General features: G+C 30.7%; 15 protein-coding genes, 1 tRNA gene and 1 pseudogene. 10 read left to right on the forward strand and 7 right to left on the reverse strand.

All coding sequences use genetic code 11. The features are described from left to right. Window positions 1–225 precede the first annotated feature (225 nt). The 4 genes from AC8GF4_RS13360 to AC8GF4_RS13375 are packed head-to-tail and all read right to left on the reverse strand — an operon-like array spanning window position 226 to window position 1,803. Window positions 226–1,014 (reverse strand): META domain-containing protein, encoded by a 789-nt coding sequence (locus tag AC8GF4_RS13360; protein ID WP_506595354.1) that lies wholly within the window; start codon window positions 1,012–1,014, stop codon window positions 226–228. Between the two features lie 12 nt (window positions 1,015–1,026). Continuing rightward, on the reverse strand, window positions 1,027–1,407 hold the full coding sequence (locus tag AC8GF4_RS13365) for a YchJ family protein (protein WP_506595356.1): 381 nt from the start codon (window positions 1,405–1,407) through the stop codon (window positions 1,027–1,029). A gap of 5 nt (window positions 1,408–1,412) precedes the next feature. Continuing rightward, window positions 1,413–1,640, reverse strand: coding sequence for a hypothetical protein (locus AC8GF4_RS13370; RefSeq protein ID WP_506595358.1), 228 nt, complete (start codon window positions 1,638–1,640; stop codon window positions 1,413–1,415). 10 nt (window positions 1,641–1,650) lie between these two features. Beyond that, window positions 1,651–1,803: a hypothetical protein gene (locus AC8GF4_RS13375; protein WP_506595360.1), complete on the reverse strand. Its 153-nt coding sequence runs from the start codon at window positions 1,801–1,803 to the stop codon at window positions 1,651–1,653. Window positions 1,804–2,039: 236 nt separating this feature from the next. On the opposite strand from AC8GF4_RS13375, the gene AC8GF4_RS13380 reads away from it, so the two are divergent. Both AC8GF4_RS13380 and AC8GF4_RS13385 read left to right on the forward strand, forming a co-directional pair. Beyond that, on the forward strand, window positions 2,040–4,883 hold the full coding sequence (locus AC8GF4_RS13380) for a PAS domain S-box protein (RefSeq protein WP_506595362.1): 2,844 nt from the start codon (window positions 2,040–2,042) through the stop codon (window positions 4,881–4,883). After that, window positions 4,880–5,275, forward strand: coding sequence for a response regulator (locus tag AC8GF4_RS13385; RefSeq protein WP_506595364.1), 396 nt, complete (start codon window positions 4,880–4,882; stop codon window positions 5,273–5,275). The genes AC8GF4_RS13380 and AC8GF4_RS13385 overlap by 4 nt, the downstream gene beginning before the upstream one ends. Here AC8GF4_RS13385 and AC8GF4_RS13390 read toward each other — a convergent pair. After that, on the reverse strand, window positions 5,272–5,817 hold the full coding sequence (locus AC8GF4_RS13390) for a hypothetical protein (RefSeq protein ID WP_506595366.1): 546 nt from the start codon (window positions 5,815–5,817) through the stop codon (window positions 5,272–5,274). The genes AC8GF4_RS13385 and AC8GF4_RS13390 overlap by 4 nt on opposite strands. 276 nt (window positions 5,818–6,093) lie before the next feature. Here AC8GF4_RS13390 and AC8GF4_RS13395 point away from each other — a divergent pair, with 276 nt between their 5' ends. From AC8GF4_RS13395 to AC8GF4_RS13415, 5 genes and pseudogenes are all read left to right on the forward strand, one after another. Beyond that, window positions 6,094–6,339, forward strand: coding sequence for a hypothetical protein (locus AC8GF4_RS13395; RefSeq protein ID WP_506595367.1), 246 nt, complete (start codon window positions 6,094–6,096; stop codon window positions 6,337–6,339). Between the two features lie 169 nt (window positions 6,340–6,508). After that, on the forward strand, window positions 6,509–6,949 hold the full coding sequence (locus AC8GF4_RS13400; protein WP_506595369.1) for a KTSC domain-containing protein: 441 nt from the start codon (window positions 6,509–6,511) through the stop codon (window positions 6,947–6,949). A 638-nt stretch (window positions 6,950–7,587) separates the two neighbouring features. Next, a complete protein-coding gene (locus AC8GF4_RS13405; RefSeq protein WP_506595370.1) occupies window positions 7,588–8,340 on the forward strand; it encodes a DUF4369 domain-containing protein in 753 nt (250 codons plus the stop codon). 18 nt (window positions 8,341–8,358) lie between these two features. Further along, a pseudogene (locus tag AC8GF4_RS13410) lies at window positions 8,359–8,745 on the forward strand (TlpA family protein disulfide reductase); the annotation flags it as partial. Window positions 8,746–8,920: 175 nt separating this feature from the next. Next, window positions 8,921–9,002, forward strand: a tRNA-Tyr gene (locus AC8GF4_RS13415). Window positions 9,003–9,183: 181 nt separating this feature from the next. On the opposite strand, the gene AC8GF4_RS13420 is transcribed toward AC8GF4_RS13415, so the two are convergent. Then, a complete protein-coding gene (locus AC8GF4_RS13420) occupies window positions 9,184–9,876 on the reverse strand; it encodes an SIMPL domain-containing protein (RefSeq protein ID WP_506595372.1) in 693 nt (230 codons plus the stop codon). A gap of 119 nt (window positions 9,877–9,995) precedes the next feature. Then, complete coding sequence (locus AC8GF4_RS13425) at window positions 9,996–10,634, reverse strand: rhomboid family intramembrane serine protease (RefSeq protein ID WP_506595374.1); 639 nt, start codon at window positions 10,632–10,634, stop codon at window positions 9,996–9,998. A gap of 121 nt (window positions 10,635–10,755) precedes the next feature. Here AC8GF4_RS13425 and AC8GF4_RS13430 point away from each other — a divergent pair, with 121 nt between their 5' ends. The 3 genes from AC8GF4_RS13430 to recG all read left to right on the forward strand — a co-directional run bounded on the left by AC8GF4_RS13430 (window position 10,756) and on the right by recG (window position 14,768). Continuing rightward, window positions 10,756–11,625: a lysophospholipid acyltransferase family protein gene (locus AC8GF4_RS13430; RefSeq protein ID WP_506595376.1), complete on the forward strand. Its 870-nt coding sequence runs from the start codon at window positions 10,756–10,758 to the stop codon at window positions 11,623–11,625. Window positions 11,626–11,721: 96 nt separating this feature from the next. After that, window positions 11,722–12,591 carry a lysophospholipid acyltransferase family protein gene (locus AC8GF4_RS13435; RefSeq protein WP_506595378.1) on the forward strand — a complete coding sequence of 290 codons (870 nt, stop codon included), beginning with the start codon at window positions 11,722–11,724 and terminating at the stop codon, window positions 12,589–12,591. A gap of 68 nt (window positions 12,592–12,659) precedes the next feature. Continuing rightward, complete coding sequence (recG, locus tag AC8GF4_RS13440) at window positions 12,660–14,768, forward strand: ATP-dependent DNA helicase RecG (protein ID WP_506595380.1); 2,109 nt, start codon at window positions 12,660–12,662, stop codon at window positions 14,766–14,768. Window positions 14,769–15,046 lie beyond the last annotated feature (278 nt).

Consider the following 15,046-nt stretch of genomic DNA (forward strand, 5'->3'; position numbering starts at 1 on the left):
ATTCAGTTTAGCTACGAAGTCTAATACGGATTCTGGGTTTAATCAAAATTTAATTTGCAAAAATTTTGAACCATTAAGATATTTAGTAAACTAAGGGCTGTAGTTGTTTTTAATAAAACTTAATTTCTTAATGGTTTAAAAAAATTGTTTGCAATATTTGAAATGCAATCATAAAAAAAATCACAGCCTAAACTGTGATTTGATATTTTTAATTAAGAAAAAAAATCAATCCACTTTTCTAAATACTACTTCTACACCCGATGGATTGGTAAGTGTCAATCGCATGTTTTCTACTTTATAAGTTGTTGTACTTTGCAACGCTTTTACGAATTCGTTTTCTTTATTATTTGGTCCGCAAGCCATTCTTGTTGTGATGACATTATTAAAACGAAGCAATCCTTTTTCAAAAAACACTTTGCCATTCATACGATTGCAGCCCGCATATCCCATAAATTGATTGGTTGAGCTGTTGATTTCTAGATAAGGTATTTCTTTTGTAAATTGATCTAAACTCGCTTTTTCTCCATTTAGTTTTTCTAATGCCCAAATATCGTGCAAACGAGGATCAGTTATGTAATTCCCACATCCATTAAAGTTGGTTATAATATCGTCTTTCTCAATTGCAATTCGAACAGAATACGGAGAAATTTCACCAGACATGGTATTGACACATTCTTGTTGCATAATTTGAATGCTCATTATACCAGCAACTGTCTTGATTGTATACATTTTTACATTGGCATCCATTGCACGAATAGGCTCAACGTGCGCACCACTCAAGGCTTCAAAACCAGGTTTAAGAGAAGTAAACTCAATAGTTTTCTCGGAAATTTTCAAACTCCATTCGGGTTCATTTCCTACCCCTCTAAAATATATTCCTTGATTCAAATTTTCCATTTGTTGCTTGTATGCAAGAGTTGGCTCCGTATTTAGGACTTCTTTTGAATTAGGAGAAGCGCTTTTGCAACTTACAATAACTAGTATTATTAGAATAAATAGTGAAAACTTTTTCATATTGTATATTGTTTATTTAAACTTACCATCCACATAAAACCAGCTTCCGTTTTCTTGTTTAAAAGTAGAAAACTCATGGTGTACTTGATACACATTATTAGCATCTAAAAAATAAGCTTTAAATTCAACCGTATTTTCAGTAAACGAAATAATCTCTAATTTTTGCCATTTATTATAGGTGGCCCAATTCAAAATTTCTTCTCTAGCATAGTATTTCCGTTCAGAAATATATGTTGTTGCTAGCAAATAATCCGCTTGATGGGTTGCATAAGCCGAATATCTTGATTTCATCAAAGTTAAAGCAGTTGGTGCTTTTTGTATTCCATTTATAAAAGGAGAACAACAACTTTCAAATGATTTTCCAGAGCCACAATAACAGGATGTATTTTCCATAATCGTTATTCAGAATCTGTTGGATTGATTTTAATATGCAATTGATTCAACAAAACCTGAAAATGACTAATCTGCATTAAATCTTCATCATCGTCTGTGTGATCTAGAATTTCATCTAGTTTTTCACTCACTTCAAGCAATTTATTATTGGCTTCTTTGGTTTGTTTGCTGGTTATAAAATCAATAATCTCTTGAACGCCACTTTTTAAATTTTCCAAATCTAAGTTTATCATAATCTATACGTTAACAATTATCAGAAGCTCTACCCTCATTGAATTTTTTTGTAATTTGTTTCAGTTTTTCTTTACGATCCATCGCTGCTTTTTTGGCTTTGTCTTGTGCTTTGTGCAGTTTGTCGTTGTGCTTTTTGATATTTCCTTCGTTATTCCTACTCATTATGGTACTTTTATAATTTGACAATGAAGATTTTTTTTAATCGTATCATTATTAAATGAATACAAAGTTCGGGTTTATTATTTAATTTAAGGTTGTTTTTATTTTGATAAATACACATTCAAAAGGATTAAAATAAAGTTAAATCAATTTTTTCGTACTTTAAATAAACAAAAATCGTACATTTATAAAGTCAAATTCTTTTTTTTTGTAAGACTCATCCTTTTCTGCGTATATTTATGGATAGTATAAATAAATTGCCCAATTATATTAGATGGTTTTGGACCAAACCTAAAACAACAGGTTTTTTAATTTTTCTTATTTTAAGCATAGGTGTATCATTTGTTATACAACAACGAATAGAAATAATCAATGAGAATGAGCAACATGAAATGCAAAATACTCTTGAAAATATTCATCAACATATTGAGCTTTGCCTCAAAAATTCATTTAATACAGCACTTACACTAGCATTAACTATAAATGATAGCGGTAAGCCTGATAATTTTGATTTTATAAGCTCTCAACTTTTAGAATCAAATGATTGCATAAGTGCTGTACAATTGGTGCCAAATGGTGTAATCAAATATGTTTATCCTTTTCAGGAAAATGTGTCCGCTTTAGATCTAAATCTTTTTAAAACTCCAAACCTTAGAAAAGAAGCATTACAATCTATAGCAACCAAAAAAATGTATTTTGCAGGTCCATTAGTTTTAAAACAAGGTGGAATTGGAATAGTTGGTCGGTTTCCCGTTTTCAAAAAAAATAAATTTTGGGGATTTTCAGCCGTTGTAATCAAATTGGATAGACTTTTAAAAATGTCTGGAGTTAATTCAATGGACAGCACTAAATATTATTTTCAATTTTCAAAAATAAATCCAAATACCAAAAAAGAAGAGTTTTTTCTTCCAATTAAAAATCATTCTCTTAAAAAAAACGAAATTTCATCAACCATTACAGATGGGGATTGGAAATTAACTTTGATTGAAAAAAAACAAAATTATCATTACTCAAATCTTATTATTCCAACAATTTTAGGAATTACGCTTGCTGCATTATTCGGGGCTTTCATAACAATGCTTTTAAATAGACCTAAAAAATTACAGAAGTTGGTAATAAATCAAGCTGAAAAACTTTTGAATAATGAAATTAAATTTAAAGCCATATTTGATCGAGCTCCAGTTGGGATAGCTCTAGTAGATGATAATACTGGAAATTTTATAGAAATCAACAATAAGTTTTGTGAAATAACCGGGTATTCTGTGGATGAGATGAAAACTAAAAATTACCAATCAATTACCCATCCAAAAGACTTACATACAAATGAATTAGCAGCCAAGGAACTTCAAATTGGTGCAATTAATGGATATCATTTAAAAAAACGTTACATTACAAAATCAGGTAAAATTATTTTGGCCAATTTGATTGTGACTTCTCTTTCTAGATCAAACGTAAATTTGAATACAAATATTTCAATTATAGAAGATATTACTCAGCAACAAAAAATAATAGAAGATCTCAAAAAAAGTGAAAATCAATTTAAAAATCTATTCAATAATTCTCCAATTCCATTATGGGAGGTGGATATGTCATTAATTAAAAATTACCTCAAAGAACTAAATCTAATTGGCAAGGAAGAAATATTTGTCGAAAACTATTTCAAAGAGAACTCAGATGTAGTATTCAAATGTTTCAAACTAGTCAGAATCATAGCTGTCAATTTCAAATGCTTAGAACTTCTTAAAATTAAAGAAAAACAGGATTTAGCCGAAAATTTAAAACGAGTACTTGATATAGAAACTATAAATGATTTTACTAAACAATTGACTGCTATTACTCAAAACAATAGCCAGTTAGAGTATGAATCAAAAATTAAAAACAGCAATGGAGAATCAATAGATATTAGTTTTAGGTGGAATATTGTACGTGGGTATGAAAAAACATTTGGCCGTATAATAGTCTCAACAGTAGATATAACTTTTCAAAAACAAAATGAAAAAATTATTCTTGATTCACAACACAAGATTGAATCTATAATAAATAGTATTGATGGAATTGTTTGGGAATGTGACATTGACACCTTTAGGTTTACTTTTGTAAGTAAAAAAGTAGAACAAATTTTGGGCTATACCTCTGAAGAATGGTTAAGTGACCCCAAATTTTGGAAAGAGCATATTTATCCTGAAGATAGAGAAATGGCAATAGACTATTGTTCAGCAAAAACAAACGAACTCTCAAATCACGATTTAGAATATAGAATGATTTGCAAAAACGGTTCTGTCATTTGGTTACGAGATATGGTAAACATTGTTTACAAAAATGGTTTAGCAGTAAGCTTGCATGGAATAATGATTGATATTACAAAATCCAAAAATATTGAAGAGGATTTGAATAATTCATTCCAATTGGTAACCAAACAAAACGAAAGACTTTTGAATTTTTCATATATTATATCACATAATTTAAGATCTCACACCAGTAATATAGCTTCAATAGTTACCTTACTACAAACATCTGAAACAGAGCAAGAAAAACAACAAATGATGGAATTGTTAGTTTCGGTTTCAAGTTTACTTAACGAAACAATGTTGCACTTAAACGAAGTTATCAATATACGTACAAATATAAGTTTAACAATTGAATCATTGAACTTAAAAGAGTATATTTATAATGTTATGAAAATATTTTCGAAACAAATAATAACAAATGAAGTTTCAATATTCAATCACATCCCAGAAGATTTAGTAATCAACTACAATCCTGCTTATTTAGAAAGTATTCTTTACAATTTCATATCAAATGCAATACGCTATAGTCATCCAGAACGAAAAATAATAATAGACTTAAAATGGATAACAAAAAAAAATAAAAACATCCTTCAAATTTCAGATAATGGAATTGGGATTGATTTGGTGAAAAACGGAAATAAAATCTTCGGTATGTACAAAACCTTTAGCAATGATCCAACTTCAAAAGGAGTTGGATTGTTTATCACAAAAAACCAAGTAGAAGCTATGGGCGGAAGTATAAAAGTAGAAAGCGAACTCAATGAAGGAACAACATTTAAAATAGAAATAGTATGAATCTAAAAACAATATGGGTAGTAGATGACGACCCAATTTATCAAATTATCGTTAACAAAATCATCAAAAAATCAGAATTATTTTTAAGTGTTTCCAATTATAAAAATGGAAAAGAAGCAATAGAGGCTCTAAAAGATACACTTGACGATAAAGAAGTATTTCCAAATGTAATACTCTTGGATATCAATATGCCTATTATGGATGGATGGGAATTTATGGAAGAATTGGTACTCTTAAAATCCCGAATCAAAGATCCAATTCAGATATATATAGTAAGTTCATCTATAGCATTAGAAGATAAAAACAAAGCAAAAATATACCCAGAAATCATTGCCTATCTATCAAAACCAATAAACAACAATGACTTAATATTAATTGCCGCAAACCATTAAACTAATTCTCTCTTTATTTCTTCCAATGTTTTATTGGTAAAAATTAATTCATTAATAATTTCTTTGCGTAAAGCATCGATATCATCATAATCAAAATACTTGGACCATGAAGTTAGTTCAAATAAATTCCGAATCTGTTTGATTTTTTTTGCCGTATTAAAACTCGTTCTTAATATGGCTTTCGAATCGTATTTTGGGTTATTACGATGTTGGTAATTAACCGTTCTTTTTTCAAAATTGGCTTCCAAATAATACAATTCTTCTTCTGTATTATCAAGATAAAATTCGCTCCATGAAGCAAAACCTATTTTAAATTTAAAATGGGTTTCCGGTTCCAATGGCTCCAAACGCCATTTACTATTGGCCAAACGTCCCCAATGATTAGACAAACGATACATTCCCTCTTTTGAATAATAATACTTACTTCCCGATTTACTATCATATTGCACTGACATACCTTCAATAACAATAGGCAATACTTCGTGAAAAACACAAAACGTATTTTTAAAAGATTTTGGACTAGGGCGAAAAATTTTTTCCATCAAACAAAGGTAATCACAAACAGTTCTTTATACCAAATTCTAAATTCAATAATCATTCGGGCGTATCCCCATCCCGAAAAGAGGGCAAACTTTCTTTGTGTGTATTCGCCCTCTTATCGTTATGCGGTCGGGTCATCCGCGTTACAAGGTAACTAGCTTCTACCCCTTACGCAGTTCGCTAACAACTCTAGTATTCAACATCATGTTTTATATTCCCGAATTAATCACTAATAATTCATTAACTTTGCAATTCAGATTTATTAAAATTACAAGATTATGACCAAAGCAGACGAAGAAAAAATGTTGCAAAAAGGCGTTTTTACAGGTATTATGGAGCAAGATGAGAACAACAATTATTTTTGTGGAATTTATCTTTTGGATTTCAAAATGGCTCAAAAATACAGCATTGGAGAAATGATAACAATAAAAAGTATCATTGAAAACCCAAGTGATATTAGCTATAAAAAATACCCAAAAAAATCAAAAAACTTTGACAAAGCAAATAATAAGCCTCAACAATAAGCAATTAGCAAAAGCATAACCCAAAAAAATCAAAAAAAGAACTCCTTTTTTTGATTTTTTTTTGGGTCTAAACTAAAAAGTTAAAAAAAAGTGTACCTTTGCAAAAAATTGTCGATTTTCAAGCAAATAATATTGGTTGATTAGTAAAAGACAAGTAGTTACCTTATTTATGAAAAAAATAGTTGAATACCGCAAACTGCTTAACGTAGAAAGAACTGTAGAGCTTAAAGAGTTAAAAACCATTTATCGCAATGCGATGAAAGACGCGCATCCAGATAAATTTCAAGGAGATGAAGCTGGTTTAAAAGCTGCTGAGGAAAACAGCAAAAAAATTATTGAAGCATACCACTTTTTAGTAAGTATCAATCCAGAAACTGCTAAAGCAAACTTACCTGAGTATACAGAAACAATATCTACTTCAACAATAACTGATTACAAATTTGTTGAAGGGCGATTAATTATCAATTTCTCAAACGGAAGTATTTATGAATATATCAGTGTTCCAAAAGCAACTTATGTAAAGATGGTAAATGCAGATTCACCAAGTCGATTTGCAAAAAGACACATTCTTAACGCCTTTACTTGGAGAAAAACAACTAATCAAGAATAGTTTTTCACATTAATTATACTAAAGCACTCCTAATACGAGTGCTTTTTTTATTTATATACTTTTTAAAAAAGACACCAAAAAGAAAAAAAATTAAAATTATTTCTTGTTAGCATTTATTTAACAGTCTTTTTAGTAAATTAGCAAACCCTATTTAATTTTTAACCTAACCAAACAACCATGAATGACTTTACCGAAATTTACAAACGGCAATACACTAACGCTCACAAAACATACGAAAAACTTATGTTTATTAAATCAGATATTGATTTTAAATTAAAATCCGATCCAGTTTGTTCCCACTTACATAAAGACTTAAGAGAAGTAAATTTGAATATTAAGATTACATTAAATGAAATAGAACATATTGAATCTCACCTCCAAGGATGTGAATCATAAAATATAAATTTTAAAAATGCATACTACTTAATTGCTATTTAAACATATTTTAACAGACATTCCATCAAAAATTTTAGGAATGTCTTTTTTTTTAAAACAGTACTTAAATTTTAATAATTGAAAGAACTGCTTTTTTTCTAACATAAAACACTTAAAATTATAACATAAATTTAGCGACAAAAGTTATTGTTAATTTATAATTTTAAATACTTTTGTAACCTTTAAACAATTAACTAATAAAAATGAAAAAAATTATTTTATTTCTTACTGCTACAGTATTACTTACTTCTTGTAGCAAAGACAAATACACAATCTCAGGAACTGCTACAGGATTCGAAAACGGAAAAACAGTTGTACTAGAGACTCAAGACGAGAAAGGCATGTTAATTGCTGTTGACACAGTAAAAATTGAAAACGGTAAATTCGAAATCAAAGGTAAAATCACTGAACCAGCTTTCCATACTGTACAAATTGAAGGAGCACAAGGAAAAGTACCATTTATTTTAGAAAATGGAGATATCACAATAGTTGTAAACAAAGACACTATCCAAAAATCTAAAGTTTCAGGTACCTATAATAATGATGAGTATGTAAAATTCAATGAAGAAATCACAAAAATTCAAAAACCTTTGATGGATTTCCAAACATTAAACATGCAAAAAATGCAAATGGCTCAACAAGCCAAAGATACTGCAACAATCAATGGGTTGATGAAACAGTACACTCAAATTCAAACTGAAATTGGTACTACTTCTAAATCAAAATATACAGATTATGCAAATACTCATCCAAAATCTTTTATTAGTGCATTAATTATTCAAGGAATGAGCAGTGATCCAACTGTTGATTCTAAAAAAATCGAAACAATGTACAATACACTTGATGAGTCTTTGAAAAATTCTAAACCAGGTAAAGCAATTAAGACCAAATTGGCAGAATTAAAAACACCTTCTGTTGGAGCTACAGCAGCACCAGTTGCTCCTGCGGCAAAATGAAGGACAGATTTTTCTGCACCTAATCCTCAAGGAAAAACAATTTCTTTAAAAGAGAGTTTAGGAAAAGTAACAATTGTTGATTTTTGGGCTTCTTGGTGTGGTCCTTGTCGAAAAGAAAACCCAAATGTAGTTGCCATTTATGCTGAATTGCATTCCAAAGGACTTAACATTATTGGCGTATCTCTAGATGAAGATGCTACAAAATGGAAAGAAGCTATTGCAAAAGACAAATTGATTTGGACACAAGTTTCAAATCTAAAAGGTTGGGAAGATCCAATTGCAAAACAATACAAAGTAGAATCTATTCCAGCTACTTTCATTCTAGATCAATCTGGAAATGTAGTTGCACAAGACTTAAGAGGTGAAGAATTAAAAGCAAAAATTATTGAATTATTAGCTAAATAATTCCTTTTACTACTCAAAAATAAAAAATCTCCCTTGTGGAGATTTTTTTATTTTATTCAATACCAATACATTAAAAATAATACTAAAATAAAGTGCAAAAAAAGTTTGTAATACTAAAAACAGTCTCTATATTTGCACCCGGATAACGCAATAATCGTTTCCAAACAAGGCCTAAGGGGAGATACTCAAGCGGCCAACGAGGGCAGACTGTAAATCTGCTGACTACGTCTTCGTAGGTTCGAATCCTACTCTCCCCACAAAAAAAGCTTCAAGAAATTGAAGCTTTTTTTTATGCATTATATTTAAAAAAAATACCCCATCTCCTTTTTCAAATAGTAGATGGGGTATTTTTTTTTCAACCTCTCTAACCGTTGTCAAAGTTTTAAACTTTAAAAAATGATGTTTAGCATAAATAAGTGGCAAAACTTCATTTGGATATTATTCCAATTTAAAACTCACACTGACATTGGCTATGATATCAATTTCTCCTACCGCCAGTGTTTCTGCTGGTGGAGCTCCTGCAACTCCATCCATCGCCATCGTTTTCATTGCATAAACGGGCTGTGGGTAATAGATTTGCGAATTATCAGTAATAGCAAACCCTACTCCTACTTTTTGCCCTAAAACAGACACATAATCCTCAGCTTTCATTTTCGCATCTTTCATGGCTAGTTTTCTAGCATCGGATTGGTATTGCGCAATCTTTGAGGATTGAAAAGTCACATTGTCAATTCGATTTATCCCTTGATCGACCAAACCTTCCATTAATTCATCATACTTAGACAAATCTTTCAAAAGGATTTCTACGGTTTGTGCTGCATTGTACGAATGTTTCTTTTTTTCATAATCATATTGCGGGTTCAAGGAAACTCTTTTGGTTTTATAATCAGCTGGAGCTAGATTCATACTTTTTACCAATTTTAAAACGGCTTCCATTTGAATGTCATTTTGTTTTTTGACCTCTTTAGCATTATTCCCTTTAGTTTCTACAGTTGCCAATATTGTTGCTTGATCTGGAACTACTTTAATTTTTCCTTCACCAGAAACATTAATTAGAGGAATTGGTTTGATTTCTTGACTGTAAGCCAAAATTGTAAATAGACTGATTGCTAATAAAAATGATTTTTTCATATGTATATAATATTTGTTTTTAAATGGAATATGGTATCGCCATATCTTTATTGGTGTTTCCGACAACTTTTGCCATAGCGATTTCATACTATTAATTTTAAAGATTAAAAAATAAATTATTAAAGTTTTCCCATTTTGGCCATTATGAAAAGTATAATTATAGGAATAGCTAGTAATACAGTCATTAATGTGTGTTCTTGGATCAATTCTGGATTTCTTAAAATAGTAATCAAATAACCACCCATAGCTCCTCCAAAATGAGCGGTATGTCCAATATTGTCATTCTTGGCTCTCATACCATAGATTGAATACAATAAATACAATATCCCAAAGACATAAGCTGGAATAGGTATTATAAAAAACAATCCTAACATCATATTTGGTTGTAATAAAATAGCCGAATACAAAACCCCCGTCACAGCACCAGATGCGCCAACAGCTCGATAACTATAATCATCTTTATGAAACAGCATTGTCAATAAACTTCCAAAGATTAAACTTCCGAAATAAACTAAAACAAACGAGAAACTGCCCAAAAAACTAAATACTACAGGAGCAAAAAAATAAAGGGTTAACATATTAAAAAACAAGTGACTCATATCTACGTGAAGAAATCCAGAGGAAATCATTCGGATTTGTTCTCCTGCCCGAATGCTACCCACGTGAAATTCATATTTCCTAAAAAACGAAAGGTCATTAAATCCTTTATAACTTATTAAAACATTGGTAACAATAATTCCAATCAAAATGGTATTCATAAAATATAGGTTTTAAAAATTTAATGTAAATCTAATTAATATTATAATTCTAACTCCTAACGAAGTCACAAACTATCCAACAATAGTGATTAATATTTTATCTTTACAAAAATTATTTTCAATGCAATATTTCAATTATTTAATTGCTTATCCTTTTATTTGGATAATTTCCATACTTCCTTTTCGAATATTGTACTTGTTTTCAGATTTTGTTTATATTGTTGTTTACCACTTAATAGGATATCGTAAAAAAACGGTTAAAGAAAATCTTGCTTTGACTTTACCCCATTTATCCGCTAATGAAAGGCTAATTATAGAAAAAAAATTCTATCATCATCTTTGTGATATTTTTCTTGAAATGATGAAAACTATGAATATATCAAAAGAAGAAATAACCAAACGTTTTGTTTTTACCAATCTTGAATTATATAAAGAATTAGAAAAAAAAGGAAAAAGTATTGCAATGATGGGGGCACATTATGCAAGTTATGAATGGTCACCCACTATAAATTTTTATTCAGACTTTCATGTTTATCCTATTTATAAACAGATCAAAAACCCTTACTTCGAAAAATTGGTTCATACCATCAGGTCTATATTTAAAGTTACTCTTATAACTACAAAAAAAACGATACCAACTATTATTGAAAACAATAAAAACCATAAACATGGTCTTTATTTATTTGGAAGTGATCAAACTCCAAAAATTAATACAACTCAGCATTGGGCAAATTTTATGGGAGTCGAAGTTCCTGTTCATATTGGAGCCGAAATGCTTGCAAAAAGATACGATATGAATGTTATTTTCATAAAAACAAAAAAAGTAAAACGAGGGTATTACGAAGCATCTTTTGAAATACTTTCTGAAAATGCAAATGAACCTGATAATCACAAAATTACAGCTCAATTTTTGAAACTAGTCGAAGATCAAATTTTAGAAGCTCCAGAATATTACTTGTGGACCCATAAACGTTGGAAACATAAAAAATAATTTTTTTATCGATAATAAATCGAATTGTCTGCTAATATCATAAACTGTTAAACAAAAAGATTTTTTTAATATATATTTGTAAAAAATTATTTTTAAATGCAATACCTCTTATATTTATTTTTCTACCCTTTTCTTTGGTGTATCTCAATACTACCCTTTCGAATATTATATCTGTTTTCGGATTTTGTATATATTTTAGTTTACCTAATAATAGGATATAGAAAAAAAACGGTTCGTGAAAATCTTGCAATGGCTTTGCCTCATTTAACAAAAGAAGAACGTATTGTAATAGAAAAAAAATTCTACCATCATTTATGCGATCTTTTTCTGGAAATGATAAAAACTATGAGTATTTCAAAAGAAGAAATATCCAAAAGATATGCTTTTACAAATATTGAAGTTTTTACGGAAATAGAAAAAAAAGGAAAAAGTATTGCTGTAATGTGTGCTCATTATGCAAGTTATGAATGGGCAATTTCATTGAACCTTTACTCAAGTTTTAAAAATTATGGAATTTATAAGAAAATTAAAAACCCATATTTTGATAAGTTAGTTCATTCTATACGAAGTAGATTTAAAGCATACCTAATTACGACTAAAGAAACGATTCCTACCATTATTGAAAATAACAACAATAGTATTTTATCTGTTTACGGATTTGCTAGTGACCAATCTCCAAAAGAAAACAGTGCTTATCATTGGACACAATTTATGGGAATTGAAGTTCCTGTTCATACAGGAGCCGAAATGCTGGCAAAAAGATACAATATGAATGCGGTATTTCTTAAAACCAAAAAAGTAAAAAGAGGTTATTATGAAGCAACTATTGAGTTGCTTTCTGATAATGTGCGTGAAATTCCAAATTATAATTTAACAGATCAATTTTTAAAATTGGTTGAGCAACAAATCTACGAAGCTCCTGAATATTATTTGTGGACGCACAAAAGATGGAAATTTAGACGTTAGAACGTAGAAAATAGAACATTGTAAATATACCTCTATTTTGTTAATACTATATTCTAAAAAAGTATAAAATGTCCAATAACCTTCTAGAAACTCCAATAGAATTCCTCAAAGGCGTTGGTCCCAATCGGGGCGCGTTGTTGCGTAAGGAATTGGGTATTTTTAAGTATGGTGATTTAGTCAATTTTTTTCCAAATCGGTATATTGACCGCACTCGGTATTATAAAATTAATGAGTTGCAAAATAACGTTGCCGAGGTACAAATTATTGGTAAAATCATCAATATCAAAACGGTAGAATTTGGTCGCAATCAAAAACGCTTGGTCGCTACATTTGTAGATGATACGGGACAAATGGATCTTAACTGGTTTCAAGGACACAAATGGATTAAAGAGAGTTTAAAACTTAACGAAGTCTGTGTAATTTTTGGAAAATGTGCTCAATACGGAAGCCAATTCAGTATGGCGCATCCCGAAATCGAGTTGTTGAACGAACACGAAAAAAGCTTACGATCGGCAATGCAACCCGTTTATCCATCGACCGAAACCTTGACCAATCGCGGGATAACAAATCGAGTCATCAACAAAATGATGCAGCAATTGTTTCTCGAAACACAAGCTTTATTTAGTGAAACTTTGCCTGATTACTTGACAAATGAGCTCAAGCTGATTCCCAAAAATGCAGCTTTGTTCAATATTCATTTCCCAAAAAGTGCCGAAATTTTGGCGAAAGCTCAATTCCGACTCAAATTTGAAGAATTGTTCTTTATTCAACTGCAATTGATCACGAAGAATTTAATTCAAAAACATAAAATTAAGGGACATCCTTTCACGATTGTGGGCCAATTATTTAATGATTTTTATAAAAACCACTTGCCTTTTGAATTGACAAATGCCCAAAAAAGAGTAATCAAGGAGATTCGAACCGATATGGGAAGCAACGCCCAAATGAACCGATTACTACAGGGTGATGTGGGTTCCGGGAAAACTATTGTGGCTTTTATGAGTATGCTTTTGGCATTGGACAATGGCTTTCAAGCGTGTTTAATGGCGCCAACAGAGATATTGGCCAATCAGCATTTTATAGGTCTGTCTGAATTGGCTGCTTCTTTAAATATCAATATAAAAATACTCACAGGTTCTACCAAAATTGCGGCTCGAAGAATCCTACACGAAGAACTGGAAAACGGTACTTTGCAAATACTCATTGGCACTCACGCATTGTTGGAAGACAAAGTGAAATTTCAAAATTTAGGATTAGCGGTAATTGATGAGCAGCATCGTTTTGGTGTAGAACAACGCTCCAAATTGTGGAAAAAATCCACCATTCCGCCCCATATTTTGGTAATGACGGCTACTCCTATTCCACGAACTTTGGCGATGAGTTTGTATGGTGATCTGGATATTTCGGTTATTGATGAATTACCTCCAGGCAGAAAACCCATTCAAACCGTGCATCGATTTGATTCAAACCGATTGAAAGTTTGGAAATTCATTCGAGATGAAATTGCTTTGGAGCGCCAAATTTATATTGTATATCCGTTAATCCAAGAATCCGAAAAAATGGATTACAAGGATTTAATGGACGGTTACGAGAGTATTTCTCGTGATTTTCCGCTTCCACAATATTCGATTTCAATCTTGCACGGAAAAATGAAACCTGCCGATAAAGATGCCGAAATGAAACGTTTCTCTGAAGGAAAAACCAATATTATGGTAGCCACAACCGTAATTGAAGTTGGTGTTAATGTCCCCAATGCTTCTGTTATGATTATAGAAAGTGCTGAACGATTTGGACTTTCGCAACTCCACCAATTACGTGGCCGTGTAGGGCGTGGTGCCGACCAAAGTTATTGTATTTTGATGACTTCCTTCAAATTATCAAGCGACAGCAAAACCCGAATGGAAACAATGGTGAGTACCAACGACGGTTTTGAAATTGCAGAAGTCGATTTGAAACTTCGTGGCCCCGGTGATTTAATGGGAACCCAACAAAGCGGTGTTCTCAACCTTCAAATTGCAGATATTGTTCGGGATAGGGATATTTTACTTTTGGCTCGAAATTATGCGATTAAAATTTTAAAAGAAGATGCTCCTTTACAAAAACCTAAAAATGCGACTCTAAAAGCCGTTTTTATAGAATTAACCAAAAAGAAAAATATTTGGAATTACATCAGTTAATTTTTCTTTTAAAGTTGCTAAGATTCTAAGACACTAAGTTTATAAGTTTATAAGTTTAAAAAAATACTGTAAACTAAATGCTTCGTTTATAATAAAACTATGAATCACAGAAACTTAACTCCTTAAAATCTAAATTCAAAAAAATCATTTAAAACTTACATACTTATATTCTTAGTTTAAAAAGACTTAGAATCTAAGAAACTTAGTGTCTAAGAAACTTTTCTCCGCTCATTAAACCTATCCATTTTTACAGTCTTATTGATTCAATCCAAAGGAAG

It is taken from the genome of Flavobacterium rarum (SeqCode), assembly GCF_965234445.1.
In the GTDB taxonomy this organism is placed as follows: Bacteria; Bacteroidota; Bacteroidia; order Flavobacteriales; family Flavobacteriaceae; genus Flavobacterium; species Flavobacterium rarum.